This is a genomic window from Bosea sp. (in: a-proteobacteria) (assembly GCA_023910605.1).
Classification (GTDB): domain Bacteria; phylum Pseudomonadota; class Alphaproteobacteria; order Rhizobiales; family Beijerinckiaceae; genus Allobosea.
In genome coordinates, this window is sequence record JAAVVV010000001.1 from 2,484,442 (window position 1) to 2,498,337 (window position 13,896).

The window sequence follows — 13,896 nt, forward strand, 5'->3', positions numbered from 1 at the left end:
CACTGAATCAGTCAGCCGATGCGGTAAAAAATAATACCTTATTAATTAACGAAATCTCACCAAGTCTCACAGCACGAAGGATGGCGGCTTGCGAAACTCGATCAGAACCGGCGCCGCGGCGTCAAAAATCGCCCTGGCTCCAACGACATCGCCGGACCTTTGGTAAAGCATGACCCGCCCCGAGCGCCCCAGTCCCTCGACCGCGACCATCCGGCCGCCATCTGCGAGAAGGCCAGCGAGCGCATCGGGCCGCACCTCGCAGGCGCCATTGACGAAAATGTGGTCAAAAGGCCCCTGCCCTGCCGCGTCGACGATGCTGACATCGGCGAAGCCCGACTGGTCAAGCGCCGGACGCGCCGCAGCCCGCAGCGCAGCCGATGCTTCGCAGGCCGTTGCGCGGGCGCCCATCGCGGCGGCGAGCGCAGCCGTGTATCCGGTGCCGCTGGCGTAATCGAGAAAACTCTCGCCAGGCTGAACATCCAGCGTCTGCAGCATGCGCCCCGAGGTCATCGGCGCCAGCAGGGCCCTGCCGGGCGCGCCAAGCTCATCCAGCGCCACCGGCTGGTCGAGATAGGCCATCGGGCGGCGCCCCTCGGGCACGAACAGCTCGCGCGCGACACTGTCCATGGCAGCCAGGACAGCGCGGTCCGTCACGTCGTAGGTACGGAGCTGGCAGTCCACCATGTTGCGGCGAAGTGCGAGGAAATCAGGTGTCATCAAGCCCCTCATGCCGATCGGGTGCAGCGCTGGCGCAGCGGTGAGGTTTTGTGCGACGCAACGGTAAAACGCAAGCCCGGTTTGAGCACTCAGCCGGCCTGGCCCATCGCGGCGCAGGCCTGGCACGCCTCCGGCGCGAATGCCGAAGGCTGCCTGATCGGCCTGGAGGCCTCGGAGGGAATCGAACCCCCGTACAAGGATTTGCAGTCCTCTGCGTAACCACTCCGCCACGAGGCCGTCTGGGCGAGCCGCGCCGAAGCGCGAGCCGGCTTTAGCAGCACTCGCGCAAGGACCGCAAGGGATGATCGGCTAAATCGCGCGGCGTGTGTGCGGGCGCCCGAGTGATGGGTTGAGCGCAGGTGAACGGGATGGCCCACCGAATTCAGCCTTTGTCTGCAACAGGGCTTGCAAGCACCGCATCGGCTCTGTATGCACCCATTCCGTTGATCCCGGATAGCTCAGCGGTAGAGCAACCGGCTGTTAACCGGTTGGTCGCAGGTTCGAATCCTGCTCCGGGAGCCAGTTTCGAGAGCCGGGCGTCGCAAGACGTCCGGCTTTTCGTATCTGGAGCCTGTCCGCAGCAATCTTGTGGGCAGCCCGGCGGGTCTCATGCGGCGAAGCTGCGCACTGGTCTTTTGCCAGACAGGATTCTAGGTCTGGAGGCATGTCCAGTTCACCACCCATCATCGTCTGGTTCCGCAACGATCTGCGCACGGCCGACAATCCGGCGCTGAGCGAGGCGGCCGCGAACGGCGCGCCTGTGCTTTGCATCTATATAGATCCGATCGGGCAAGATGGCTTGCGCCCCCTTGGCGCTGCGTCGCGATGGTGGCTGGCCGGCTCGCTCAGTGCGCTGGCTGTATCCCTGCGAGCGCTTGGCGGCAGCCTGACCGTGCTGCGCGGCGATCCGGCCAGAATCATTCCGCGCCTGGTGGAGGCGACCGGAGCGCGGGCGGTGTTCTGGAACCGCCGCTATGTCAGGGCCGAGACCGAGATCGATGCCGGCATCAAGGCCGCGCTGCTGCAGCGCGGCGTCGCGGCACGCAGCTTCAACGCCCATCTTCTGCACGAGCCCTGGACCATCGCCAGCAAGGCCGGCGGCCCGATGAAGGTGTTCACGCCATTCTGGCGCGCCGCGCTGGCAAGCGGGCCGCCGGACGCACCCTTGCCCGCGCCGTCAAGGCTGGCGGCCGCCTCGCTGCCGACCGGAGCGGGCATGGAACCCCTTGCGGTGGAGCAGCTCGGATTCGAGCCGACATCACCGGACTGGGCCGGCGGAATGCGGGCGGAATGGACCCGCGGCGAGTTGGGCGCGCGCGCCAGGCTCGACGCATTTCTCGATGCCGGGCTTGCTGGCTATGCCGAGGCGCGCAATCGCCCCGACCAGCCCGCCACCTCGATGTTGTCTCCGCACCTGCGCTTCGGCGAAATCAGCGTGCGGCAATGCTGGCACGCCGCCATTCAGGCTCAGGCCAGCCTCGGCGCCGCCAGTCAAGGCGACCTTGAGACCTTCCTCAAGGAACTGGGATGGCGCGAGTTCTCCTATCACCTGCTCCATCACAATCCGGGTCTGGCCGGCACGAACTACGCGCCGCGCTTCAATGCCTTTCCCTGGCGCGACGATGGCCGCAACCTTGCAGCGTGGCAGCGCGGGCTGACCGGCTACCCGATCGTGGATGCCGGGATGCGGCAGCTTTGGACCACGGGCTGGATGCACAACCGCGTGCGCATGATCGTGGGCTCCTTCCTGGTGAAGCATCTGCTCATCGACTGGCGGCGCGGCGAGGAATGGTTCTGGGATACGTTGGTCGACGCCGACCCCGCCAGCAATGCCGCCAGCTGGCAGTGGGTGGCCGGAACCGGCGCCGATGCCGCGCCCTATTTCCGCATCTTCAACCCGATCCTCCAGGGCGAGAAATTCGATCCCGACGGCGCCTACGTGAAGCATTGGCTGCCTCGCCTGTCGCGCCTGCCGGCCAGCCTCGTGCACAAGCCCTGGACGGCGCCGCCCGCCATCCTCGCCGCGGCTGGCCTTCGCCTCGGTGAAACCTATCCCCAACCCATGGTGCAGCACGAATTCGCCCGGGCGCGCGCGCTGGAAGCCTTCCGCCAGATGGGCGGCGAAAATGCGTTGAATGAAGCTTAAACCAAAGCGCAAGATGGCGCGTATCCCGTTCAGTTTCTGTCTTCAAAAGGACCACCACTGAATGCGCATCGCGGTCATCGGCTCCGGCATTGCCGGAAATGCGGCAGCTTGGGCCCTTGTCAACGGTTCATCCCATCAGGTTACGGTGTATGAGAAGGACAGCCGCATCGGCGGCCACTCGGCCACGGTCGACATCGATTATGATGGCGCCAGATTATCGGTCGACACCGGCTTCATCGTCTACAATGAGCTGAATTACCCCAATCTGACCCAGCTTTTCGCCCATCTCGGCGTCGAGACGGAAGCCTCCGACATGGGCTTCTCGGTCTCGTCGAATGGCGGCGCGCTGGAGTGGGCCGGCCGGGCCACCGGGATACTGGACGGGTTGTTCGCGCGCCGGCGCAACCTTGTTTCCTGGTCTCACCTCAACATGATCCGGGAGATGTTCCGCTTCAACAGGACGGCGCTGGAAGATCGCGCGGCAGGGCGGCTGACCGCCGAGAGCATCGGCGCCTATCTTGACCGCGGCAACTACTCGCGGCGCTTCCGCGAGGAATATCTGATCCCCATGGGCGCGGCCATCTGGTCGATGCCGCCGGCCTCGCTGATCGATTTTCCGGCTGACAGCTTCATCAGCTTCTTCGACAATCATCGGCTGCTGCACTGGAATCGGCCTGTCTGGCGCACCGTCACCGGCGGCTCACGGCGCTATGTCGAGAAGCTGACCGGGAGCTTCGCCGACCGGATCCGCCTCGGCGCGGGCGTCAGCCGCGTGCAGCGGCACGATCTCGGCGTGACGATCACCGACACAGCCGGACTGAGCGAACGCTACGATCAGGTGGTGATCGCGGCGCATTCCGATCAGGCGCTGGCCATGCTGGCGGACCCCAGCGACGAGGAACGCGCCGTGCTCGGCGCAATCGGCTACCGCGACAATGATGTCTGGCTGCATCGCGACCCTGCGCTGATGCCCAGGCGCAAGGCGGCATGGGCTGCCTGGAACGTGCTGCAATCGGGGGATGGCTCGGAACTCACCCTCACCTACTGGATGAACGCCCTGCAGAACATCGATCGCACCAAGCCGCTTTTCGTCACGCTCAACCCGCCAAAGCGGCCGCGCGCCGACCTCACCTTCGGACGGTTCTCCTACGCTCATCCGCAATACAGGACGGGAGCGTCGGAAGGGCAGCGCGCCCTGCCGGCGCTCCAGGGGCAGAACCACACCTGGTATTGCGGCGCCTGGACCGGGTATGGCTTCCACGAGGACGGCCTGAGGTCGGGCCTTGATGTCGCCGAGACGCTTGGCGCAGTGATTCCCTGGCGCGTCAGCAGGCGTCAGCTTGCCGCGGCTGCCGAATGAACCCGCCTGCCGTCGACGCACGACCCGGCGACTTCGCGCCGCCGGACGGAGCCGCAGCGCTTTACCCGGGCGATGTTATGCACGCGCGCATGAAGCCCAAGGCGCACCGCTTCGCCTACAAGGTGTTCTGCGTGCTGCTCGACCTTGACCGGCTTGATGAGGCCGGCCGCGCGAGCGCGCTGTTTTCGGTCGGGCGCTTCAACCTGCTCTCCTTCCAGCCGCGCGATCATGGCGGCGCCGAGGCTTCCGTGCGCGGAAGCCTCAGGGCGCATGTCGATGCGCTGTTGGCCCCCGCAGGTGTCGATGCGAGCGGCGGCCGCGTGCTGCTGCTCTGCTACCCGCGCCTGCTCGGCTTCGCCTTCAATCCGATCTCGGTCTATTTTGTCTACGGCCGCAACGGGGACCCTGTCGCCATGATCTACGAGGTGCGCAACACCTTCGGCGACATGCACACCTATGTGTGCCCGGTCGTGGAAGGTGAGATGTCGGAGGCCGGAATCCGGCAGGAACGCGACAAGCTCTTCTACGTTTCTCCGTTCATGGACCAGGCGATGCGCTACCGGTTCCGGATCCGCCCCCCCGATGAGAGGGTTTCTGTCCGCATCCTCGAGACGGACAGTGAGGGCCCGATCCTGGCGGCGACCTTCACGGGCATGCGGCAGGACTTGACCTCGGCCGCAATCCTGAAAGCATGCCTTGCCATGCCGCTGATGACGCTCAAGGTCGTCGCCGGCATCCACTGGGAGGCGATGAAGCTCTGGTTCAAGGGCATCGCGTTTCATGCCCGGCCGTTGCCGCCACCCCCGGTTTCCTATGCGGACCCCGACGCCGGGCCAAGGCCGACCTGACGGCGCCCTTGCCGGCGCCGGCTGTGACCACAGAAATGAAGAGACTTGGACATAACTGCATGAGCGAAGTATCGAGCCGCCCCCACGCCCCCGCAGCAGCAGCCCAGCGGGTCACGGCGCAGAACCTCGACGCTGTCGCCGGTTCGCTGCCGTCGATCATCCGGTCTGCGTTCCGCTATGGCACACGCATCGAGCGCGGCAGCCTGACCGTGATCCTGCCAGGCGGCGCTCGCTACCTCTTCCAGGGGCAGCAGCGCGGTTGCGACGCTGTCTTCCAGATCAATGATTTTGCCTTCGCTCGTCGTCTGGCCACTGGCGGGGACATCGGCTTCGCCGAGGCCTATCTGCGCGGCGAATGGGAAACCCCCAACCTCGCCCACTTCCTTGAACTGTTCGCCACCAACTACACGGCCATCCAGACCATGCTGGACGGCAAGCCGCTGGCCCGGCTGTGGCAGATCATCCGCCATTTTCTCAACCGCAACACCAGGGCCGGATCGCGCAAGAACATTTACGCGCATTACGACCTGGGCAACAGCTTCTACTCATCCTGGCTTGATCAGAGCATGACCTATTCGTCGGGCATCTACGCGCCCGGCGACAATGACCTCTCCTCCGCCCAGGCCCGCAAATATCGCGAGCTTGCCTGTGAAACCGGAATCGGGCCGTCCGACCATGTGCTCGAGATCGGCTGCGGCTGGGGCGGCTTCGCCGAGTTCGCCGCACGTGAGATCGGCTGCCGCGTCACTGGCCTCACCATCTCCAGGGCGCAGCACGATTTCGCGGTGGCGCGGATCGCGGCCGCAGGTCTGTCTGACAAGGTCACGATCAAGCTCCAGGATTATCGCGACGAAACCGGCACCTATGACCGAATCGCCTCGATCGAAATGTTCGAGGCGGTGGGCGAACAATTCTGGCCGATCTATTTCCAGCAGGTGCGCGACCGGCTGCGCGATGGCGGCACCGCAGGCCTGCAGGTCATCACGATCCGCGACGAGAGCTTCCAGTATTACAAGCGCGAGATGGATTTCATCCGCGCCTACATCTTCCCCGGCGGGATGCTGCCGACCCTGTCGCACATGCGCGATCTCGGCCAGCGCTTCAACGTGCCCATGGTCAACCAGCGCGCCTTCGGCCTCGACTACGCCCAGACCCTGTCGGACTGGCGCGACCGCTTCCGCGCTGCCTGGCCCAATCTCATGCCGCTTGGCTTCGACGAGCGCTTCCGGCGCATGTGGGAGTATTACCTCGCCTATTGCGAGGCGGGCTTCCGCTCCGGCAACATCGACGTGAGGCAGATGGTGTTTCGCCGCGGCTGATCCTGTCAGGCACGGCCGGGGCTGTCTTCCGCGCCCTGCCGTCAGATGTTGCCGAGATTACGCCAGAGAGAACCAAGCCACGCTGGCGCGCGTAAGCACAGCATGGCCAGCTTGCGGCCTCCTCTTTCGATAGACGCGGCCATGTCCCCATCAGAACCCTCCGCCCGGCAGTTGTTCGGCTATGCGCTGCCTGCGCTCCCCGTGGCGGCGCTGAGCCTGCCCTTCTACGTGATGGTGCCTGAGTTCTACACGAGCGCGGTCGGCGTGCCGATCGCCACGGTGGGTCTCGTCCTGTTGCTCGTGCGGGTGCTCGATGCCGTGACCGATCCTCTGGCGGGCCTGCTGGCGGACGGCACGCGGATCGGCTTCGGCCGGCGGCGCGCCTGGGTGCTGGCCTCCGCGCCGCTGGTCGCGCTCACCGCCTGGTTCGTCATGCGTCCCCCTGATGGCGCCGGCGCGCTCTACCTGCTGCTCTGGGCGAGCGCGCTCTCGCTGGCCTGGACGGCGCTCTCCGTGCCCTATCAGGCCTGGGGCGCCGAGCTTTCGCGCAGCTATGAGGGGCGCACCCGCGTCGCGGCCTTCCGCGAGAGCTTCACGGTGCTGGGCACGCTCATCGCGCTGCTGCTGCCGGCCCTGATCCAGCTGAGCGGCGGCACGAGTCGCGACGGGCTCGCCGCGCTTGCGATTCTGATCGCCATTCTGCTGCCGCTTGGCGCCGTTCTGGCCGTGGCGTCGACGCCCGAGCCGGTTGCGCGCCTGTCGCTGCCAATGCCCTGGCGGACAGGGCTGGGGCATCTGGGCGCCAACCGCCCTTTCAGGCGTCTGCTGGTGGCTTTCTTCATCAACTCGCTGGCCAATGGCCTGCCCGCCAGCCTCTTTCTGTTTTTCGTGGCCGATCGGCTGGGCGCCGCCGACAGCGCGGGGCCGCTGCTGGTGCTGTATTTCCTGTGCGGCGTCGCAGGCGTGCCGCTCTGGCTCTGGCTGGCGCGCCGCCTCTCCAAGCACCGCGCCTGGGCGTTGGGGATGCTGCTCGCCTCAGCCGCCTTCGCTGTCGCGCCGCTGCTGGGCCCGGGCCAGGTCTGGCTGTTCGCCGCTGTGTGCGTGGTGACAGGCTTTGCGCTCGGCGCCGATGTGGTGCTGCCGGCGGCCGTTCAGGCCGATGTCATCGACGTGGACACAGCCGCATCGGGACAGGAGCGCGCAGGGCTCTATCTCGGCCTGTGGGCGCTCGCGACCAAGCTCGCATTCGCGGGCGCGGTGGGCATCGCCTTCCCGCTTCTGGCCTTGGCTGGCTATGATCCGGGCGCCGGCATCCGCACCGAAGGCGGGCTCGCTGCCCTGGGCCTGCTCTATGCGGGCCTGCCGGTCGCGCTGAAGATCGGCGCCGTGGCCCTGATCTGGCGCTTTCCACTCGACAAGGACGAGTTGGCTGCCGTGGCGGCCACCATAGCGGCCAGACGTGGCTGACGATCAGCCCTTGCGGTTCCAGCCTGTCTGCCGCGCGATGAGCGGAAAATACCACGCATAGGGCAGGATCCGCATCACCTTGAGGATGAAGGCCAGCCGCCGCGGGAAGATGATCTCGAACCCTCCGCGCTCGAAACCATCGACGACGCGCCTGGCGGCATTGTCCATCGACATCAGGAACGGCATGGGAAAATCATTCTTCTGCGTGAGCGGCGTGTCGATGAAGCCCGGATTGACCACCTGCATCCGGATTCCGAGATTGTCGCAGTCGAACTTCAGCGCCTCGCACAGATGGATCGCAGCGGCCTTCGACGCGCCATAGGCGGCAGCCTTGGGCAGGCCGCGGTAACCCGCCACAGACGCATTGACGGCGACCTGTCCCTTGCCGCGCTCGCCCATGCGCGCCAGCACGGGGGCAAGCCCATTGGCGACGCCGAGCACGTTGACCGCCATGGCCTGCCGGAAGGCCTGAACGTCAAGCGCGCCGGCCCGCGTGTAGGGCGCCACTCCGGCATTGAAGAAAGCCAGCGCGATAGGGCCGTGCACGCGCTCGATCCCGTCGACAAGCTGCGCCATGCCGGTCTCGTCCGTCACATCGCCCACATGCGCGATGATGCGGCCTGGCAACCCGGAAGCTTCGGCGCAGACCGCCTCCAGTTCCTCGATGCGCCGAGCCGTGATGCAAACGGTCCAGCCCCGCCTGGCAAGTTCAAGGGCGGTGGCCCGGCCTATGCCGGAGCTGGCGCCAGTGAGCCAGGCCACTCCGTCGGTTGGCGTCATGGCTTTGATGTTCATGGGTCACCTCAAGACAACGCCGCAATGGAGAGCGTTGCCCCATCGCGGCGCGACGATTGCGGCCAGACGACGATCAGTTGCGGAAAATGCTCTGGAACACCTTGCCCACGGGGCCGGTGAGCTTGAGGGGCGCATCGGTCACAGCGAAGCAGATGCAATCCTCATCGCTGTCAGCCACCGGCTTGTGGTCCACATCCTCATCGGCGATGACCACGTCACCGCGACAGAAATGCCCGGAGACGTCGGTGAAGCCGCCCTTCAGAACGATGGTGAACTCCTGCCCCTCATGAGTGTGGGACGGGATCTTCCGGCCTGCCTTGATCCAGTAGAGCTTGGCCTCGACGCCATCGGCATCGTGCACCACATGCTCGCGCACGCCCGGAAGAACCCGGCGCCACGGAACCTCGCTCGACGCCATGCCCAGATAACGCCGGAGCGCGGGCGTGAAAACCGGATCGGCCGGCGGTTCGTCGGAAGCGTGTGGCGTGGCGGCATCCACCGCAAGGATGCTCGCCAGCATCCGGTCGCGGGAGGAAACCGGCGCGGGAGACTCCTTCTCCATCTCGGCGCCACGCAGAAGCTCGAGACTGCCGACAAAACACTCGCTGTCAGGATTGAGGTCCAGATGCGCGCCAACCAGCGCGTGAAGCGGGCGCGGCAGCGTCCCCGCCGCATACTCGGCAAGGAGCGTGTCCAGCGGACGGGCCGACGACGATGCGGGCGCGTGATGATTCACAATCGCATTCCTCAAGACAGCGGACCCAAACCGGAAGGGGCTCCAGGGACGCCGCAGGTTTCCATAGTCTTTTACGCCGATTCAACAGGGATGGATCATTCCTTTTAAATCGTATGAAATTATTTTATTATCAGTGGGTTAAGCTATTTAAAACACGATATCGTATTTTTCCGTATATGACGCATGCGCTGGCTCGGAGACCCCGTCCCGGGGATCGCGCTCCGGCTTGGCCGGCCATCAATTCACCGCCCTTGCGGCGCCGCGATCATCTCCGTAACGTGCCGCCGCTGACGGGCTGCCATGGCGGCTGGCCCTGCGCCCATGGACTGAGCCGATGCCCCCCACAGACCTGCTGTTTCGCGATGATGCCTATCTGGCGCAACATGGGGCGACAGTGATCTGCGTCAATGAAAGAGGCGCCATCATTCTTGACCGGACGGCATTTTACGCCAATGGCGGCGGCCAGCCTGGCGACGCCGGGGCCCTGCTCCGCGCCGACGGAAGCTCCATCGCCATCGGCGCGGCCGTCTACGATCCCGCCGACCGGTCGGTGGTGCTGCATGTTCCGCTCGAAGGCCAGCCCGCGCCTGCGGTGGGCGAGGCCGTAACCGCCGCAATCAACTGGGATCTTCGCCTCAAGCGCATGCGCGTGCACACCGCCCTGCATTTGCTCAGTTGCGTGCTCCCTTACCCCGTGACCGGCGGCGCCATCGGCGACGGCGATGGACGGCTCGATTTCGACATTCCGGAGGCCGGCCTCGACAAGGCCGACATAGCAGCCCGGCTGGCCGAGCTGATCGGCCGCAACGCGGCTGTGACGGATCGCTGGATCACCGATGCAGAACTCGATGCCAATCCCGGCCTCGTCAAGACCATGCGGGTCCAGCCCCCGCGCGGCTCGGGCCGCGTGCGTCTTGTCGAGATCGAGGGGATCGATCTCCAGCCCTGCGGCGGAACCCATGTGCGCAACACCGCCGAGATCGGGCCGGTGCTCGTCACGGACATTCAGAGCAAGGGCAAGCAGAACCGGCGCGTCAGGATTACGCTGGGCTGACAGGCAGCCATGCCCGCGCTCGCAAAACGCACCGCCTGAGCCTATCCTGCGGTAAACCTGCCACCATCCGGGAGCCTGCCATGAGCCGCGCCGACATCTTCGTCTCCACCGAATGGCTTGCCGAGCGGCTGGGCCAGCCCGGCCTCGTCGTCATCGACGGCACCTATTTCCTGCCGACGATGAACCGCGACGCGGAGGCGGAATACCATGCAGGTCACATACCGGGCGCCGTCCGCTTCGACATCGACTCGGTCAAGGACAAGGCCAGCGCGCTGCCGCACATGTTGCCTACGGCCGGGGAGTTCGCCGCACAGGTCGGCGCGCTCGGCATCGCCGACGACATGACGATCATCGTCTATGACGCCATCGGCCTTTTCTCGGCCCCGCGCGTGCGCTGGACCTTCCGCACCTTCGGGGCGAAGGATGTGCGCGTGCTTGATGGCGGGCTGCCGCGCTGGCGCGAAGAGCACCGTCCGCTGGAAACCGGGCCGGCGCATCCGCGCGCGCCGGCCCGGTTCAACGCCGCCTTCAACGAGGCGGCGGTGGCGAGCATGGCCGATGTGAAGGCCGCGCTCGGCGCCAGGAGCGCGCAGGTGGTCGATGCCCGTCCGGCAGGCCGTTTCACGGGCGCGGACCCGGAGCCCAGGCCTGGCCTGCCATCCGGCCACATGCCGGGCGCGGTGAACCTGCCCTTTGCGGCCATCATCGAGAACGGCCAGCTCAAGGACGAAACCGCCATCAAGGCGGCGATGGCGGCGGCGGGGGTCGATCTTGACCAGCCGGTGATCACCACCTGCGGCTCCGGCGTCTCCGCCGCGATCCTCTCGGCTGCGATGGAACTGGTCGGAAAGCCGCCAAAGGCGCTTTATGACGGGAGTTGGGCCGAATGGGCCTCACAGAAAAACGCCGCGATCGAGCAGGGCTGACCCAAAGACAGGCAGTTTGGCGCCCCGTCGATATCCTAAATCCATGTTTGTCCCCTCGGCTCAGGGACGCATCGCATGATGTTTCTCAACGAGATACTGGTCAGCGGCGACGGCGCACGGCGGCCCTTGCATCAGCGCCGATCTTCTTTGCGCGGCAACCCGGCGGCATGATCGTCGCCGAAGGCATGGAAATCGCCTCGGAACTCAGCGCCCTGCGCGGTCTTGGCGTCGACATGGGCCAGGGCTGTTTCTTCAGCCAACACGTTCCCATTGAAAAAACACTGGCGACGGCGATGGAAACGCGGCTGCGGCAGCTCGCGAGTTGAGCCGCAGGCTGCCGGCGCTACATCAATCAGCGCGCCGGCAAGGCTTGCCTCAGTGCAGGATCTGGCTGAGGAAGAGCTTGGTCCGCTCGTGCTGCGGGTTCTTGAAGAACTCGTTCGGCTCGTTCATCTCGACGATCTGGCCGGCATCCATGAAGATGACCCGGTTGGCGACCTGCCGCGCGAAGCCCATTTCGTGGGTCACGCACAGCATGGTCATGCCTTCCTCGGCCAGGCTGACCATGGTGTCGAGCACCTCCTTGACCATTTCGGGGTCAAGCGCCGAAGTCGGCTCGTCGAACAGCATGATCTTGGGGCTCATGCACAGCGAGCGGGCGATGGCCACGCGCTGCTGCTGGCCGCCGGAGAGCTGCCCCGGATACTTCAGCGCCTGCTCGGGGATCTTGACGCGCGTGAGATAGTGCATCGCCACCTCCTCGGCATCCTTCTTTGGCATCTTGCGGACCCAGATCGGAGCCAGCGTCAGGTTCTCGAGGATGGTGAGGTGAGGAAAGAGGTTAAAGTGCTGGAACACCATGCCGACATCGCGGCGGATCTCGTCGATCTTCTTGAGATCGTTGGTGAGCTCCGTACCGTCGACGATGATGTTGCCCTTCTGGTGCTCTTCCAGCCGGTTGATGCAGCGGATCATGGTCGACTTGCCGGAGCCTGACGGCCCGCAGATCACCAGCCGCTCGCCGCGCGCCACCTTGATGTTGATGTCGCGCAGGACATGAAAATCGCCATACCACTTGTTGACGCCGATCATCTCGACGGCGGTCTCGGTGTTGAGGCTGGTTTGCTTCAGGGCAGCAGGCTTGGAGGCGAGTGCGGTTGCGGCCATCAGGTGAACTCCTCTGGATTGTTTGCATATCTAGCGTTTTTGGCCGGCCGCAAGCTTACGCTCGACGGAAATCGAGTAGCGCGACATGCCCCAGCAGCAGATGAAGTAGAAGATGGCCGCGAAGGCGTAGCCCGTCGCGCGTGTGGTAGGCGTGGCCCATTCCGGGTCGACCAGCGACGCCTCGATCGTCTTCATGAAGTCGAAGATGCCGATGATCGTCACCAGCGTCGTGTCCTTGAACAGGCCGATGAAGGTGTTGACGATGCCGGGGATGACGATTCGCAGCGCCTGCGGCAGCACGATGAAGCGCATCATCTGGCCATAGCCGAGGCCCAGTGACATCGCCCCCTCATACTGGCCCTTAGGGATGGCCTGAAGGCCGCCGCGCACCACCTCCGCCATGTAGGCGGCGGCGAAGAGCGCGACACCGATCAGCGGACGCAGCAGCCGGTCCGGCGACCATTCGGCCGGCACGAACAGCGGCAGCATCACATTGGCCATGAACAGCACGGTGATGAGCGGCACGCCGCGCACGAACTCGATGAAGATCACCGAGAACATCTTGATGATGGGCAGCTTCGAGCGCCGCCCCAGCGCCAGCGCGATGCCGAGCGGCAAGGAGAACACGATGCCCGCCGAGGCGATCAGCAGCGTCACCAGAATGCCGCCCCAAAGCCCGGTCTCGACGACGGGCAGCCCCTGCCCGCCAACGGCAAGCCCGAAGACCAGCATTCCGGCAAGAATGCCGAACTTGAGCAGGCTGTCGAGGCGGGTGAACACCCCCGTTTCGCCCTTCCGCATGGCGATGACGTTGCCATAGATGGCCCAGGCGAACAGCGCAGCTCCGATCACCATGTACCAGAACTCGGAGCGCGCCCCGCCATAGAGCAGCATCCAGGCGGTGACAGGCAGCACGCCGAAGAAGAAGAACAGGCCAACGGACCGCGCCGGCGCCTTCTCCCACAGGATCCAGAAGATCGAGATGAGGAACGCCGCAAAGATGATGTTCACGCGCCAGCGCTGATCGACCGGATAGGAGCCGTAGATGAAGTAGCGATAGCGATCGACCACGAAGGCCCAGCACGCGCCGACCTCGCGGCCGATCTTGTCGCGCAGGCAGGCGTCACGGTCGCTGCCCGTCCATACCGCGTCGATCACGTAGAACTTCACGAACGCGGGGATCGTCGTCGCGATGATGTAGAGCGCGATCAGCGTCAGGATGGTGTTGAGGGGCGAGGAGAACAGGTTGGTCCTGATCCAGTGCACGGCGCCCTTCGTCCCGGCGGGCGCCGGAAGCTGCGGCAGCGCCTGACTCTGCACATAGGCGGAATTGCTGGAGGCTATGACGTTCATGTCCGCAT

Annotated in this window: 13 protein-coding genes and 2 tRNA genes; 9 read left to right on the top strand and 6 right to left on the bottom strand. The window is 65.4% G+C overall.

Annotated elements, in window-relative coordinates; genetic code table 11:
* Positions 1-66: 66 nt before the first annotated feature.
* Positions 67-717: a protein-L-isoaspartate O-methyltransferase gene (locus HEQ16_11940; GenBank protein ID MCO4054736.1), complete on the bottom strand. Its 651-nt coding sequence runs from the start codon at positions 715-717 to the stop codon at positions 67-69.
* A 163-nt stretch (positions 718-880) separates the two neighbouring features.
* Positions 881-954, bottom strand: a tRNA-Cys gene (locus tag HEQ16_11945).
* Positions 955-1,164: 210 nt separating this feature from the next.
* Between HEQ16_11945 and HEQ16_11950 the strand changes: the two genes are divergently transcribed.
* The 6 genes from HEQ16_11950 to HEQ16_11975 all read left to right on the top strand — a co-directional run bounded on the left by HEQ16_11950 (position 1,165) and on the right by HEQ16_11975 (position 7,857).
* Positions 1,165-1,239 (top strand) — tRNA-Asn (locus tag HEQ16_11950).
* Between the two features lie 142 nt (positions 1,240-1,381).
* A complete protein-coding gene (locus HEQ16_11955; GenBank protein MCO4054737.1) occupies positions 1,382-2,863 on the top strand; it encodes a deoxyribodipyrimidine photo-lyase in 1,482 nt (493 codons plus the stop codon).
* A gap of 61 nt (positions 2,864-2,924) precedes the next feature.
* Entirely contained in the window at positions 2,925-4,223 is a 1,299-nt protein-coding gene (locus HEQ16_11960) for an NAD(P)-binding protein (protein MCO4054738.1), read from the top strand.
* Positions 4,220-5,071, top strand: coding sequence for a DUF1365 domain-containing protein (locus HEQ16_11965; GenBank protein ID MCO4054739.1), 852 nt, complete (start codon positions 4,220-4,222; stop codon positions 5,069-5,071). The genes HEQ16_11960 and HEQ16_11965 overlap by 4 nt, the downstream gene beginning before the upstream one ends.
* A 59-nt stretch (positions 5,072-5,130) precedes the next feature.
* On the top strand, positions 5,131-6,390 hold the full coding sequence (locus HEQ16_11970) for a class I SAM-dependent methyltransferase (GenBank protein MCO4054740.1): 1,260 nt from the start codon (positions 5,131-5,133) through the stop codon (positions 6,388-6,390).
* Between the two features lie 141 nt (positions 6,391-6,531).
* A complete protein-coding gene (locus HEQ16_11975) occupies positions 6,532-7,857 on the top strand; it encodes an MFS transporter (protein ID MCO4054741.1) in 1,326 nt (441 codons plus the stop codon).
* Between the two features lie 3 nt (positions 7,858-7,860).
* On the opposite strand, the gene HEQ16_11980 is transcribed toward HEQ16_11975, so the two are convergent.
* Positions 7,861-8,652 carry an SDR family NAD(P)-dependent oxidoreductase gene (locus HEQ16_11980; GenBank protein MCO4054742.1) on the bottom strand — a complete coding sequence of 264 codons (792 nt, stop codon included), beginning with the start codon at positions 8,650-8,652 and terminating at the stop codon, positions 7,861-7,863.
* 73 nt (positions 8,653-8,725) lie between these two features.
* Positions 8,726-9,349, bottom strand: coding sequence for a cupin domain-containing protein (locus tag HEQ16_11985; GenBank protein MCO4054743.1), 624 nt, complete (start codon positions 9,347-9,349; stop codon positions 8,726-8,728).
* Between the two features lie 373 nt (positions 9,350-9,722).
* On the opposite strand from HEQ16_11985, the gene HEQ16_11990 reads away from it, so the two are divergent.
* From HEQ16_11990 to HEQ16_12000, 3 genes are all read left to right on the top strand, one after another.
* On the top strand, positions 9,723-10,442 hold the full coding sequence (locus HEQ16_11990) for an alanyl-tRNA editing protein (GenBank protein ID MCO4054744.1): 720 nt from the start codon (positions 9,723-9,725) through the stop codon (positions 10,440-10,442).
* An 80-nt stretch (positions 10,443-10,522) separates the two neighbouring features.
* Positions 10,523-11,368 (top strand): 3-mercaptopyruvate sulfurtransferase, encoded by an 846-nt coding sequence (gene sseA / locus HEQ16_11995; protein MCO4054745.1) that lies wholly within the window; start codon positions 10,523-10,525, stop codon positions 11,366-11,368.
* A complete protein-coding gene (locus HEQ16_12000) occupies positions 11,329-11,694 on the top strand; it encodes an EAL domain-containing protein (GenBank protein ID MCO4054746.1) in 366 nt (121 codons plus the stop codon). Before sseA ends, HEQ16_12000 begins: the two co-directional genes overlap by 40 nt.
* Before the next feature lie 49 nt (positions 11,695-11,743).
* On the opposite strand, the gene HEQ16_12005 is transcribed toward HEQ16_12000, so the two are convergent.
* Positions 11,744-12,535, bottom strand: coding sequence for an amino acid ABC transporter ATP-binding protein (locus tag HEQ16_12005; protein MCO4054747.1), 792 nt, complete (start codon positions 12,533-12,535; stop codon positions 11,744-11,746).
* Between the two features lie 30 nt (positions 12,536-12,565).
* The gene (locus tag HEQ16_12010; GenBank protein ID MCO4054748.1) at positions 12,566-13,888 is read right to left on the bottom strand and encodes an amino acid ABC transporter permease; all 1,323 of its coding nucleotides are present in this window, start codon (positions 13,886-13,888) and stop codon (positions 12,566-12,568) included.
* Positions 13,889-13,896: the final 8 nt, after the last annotated feature.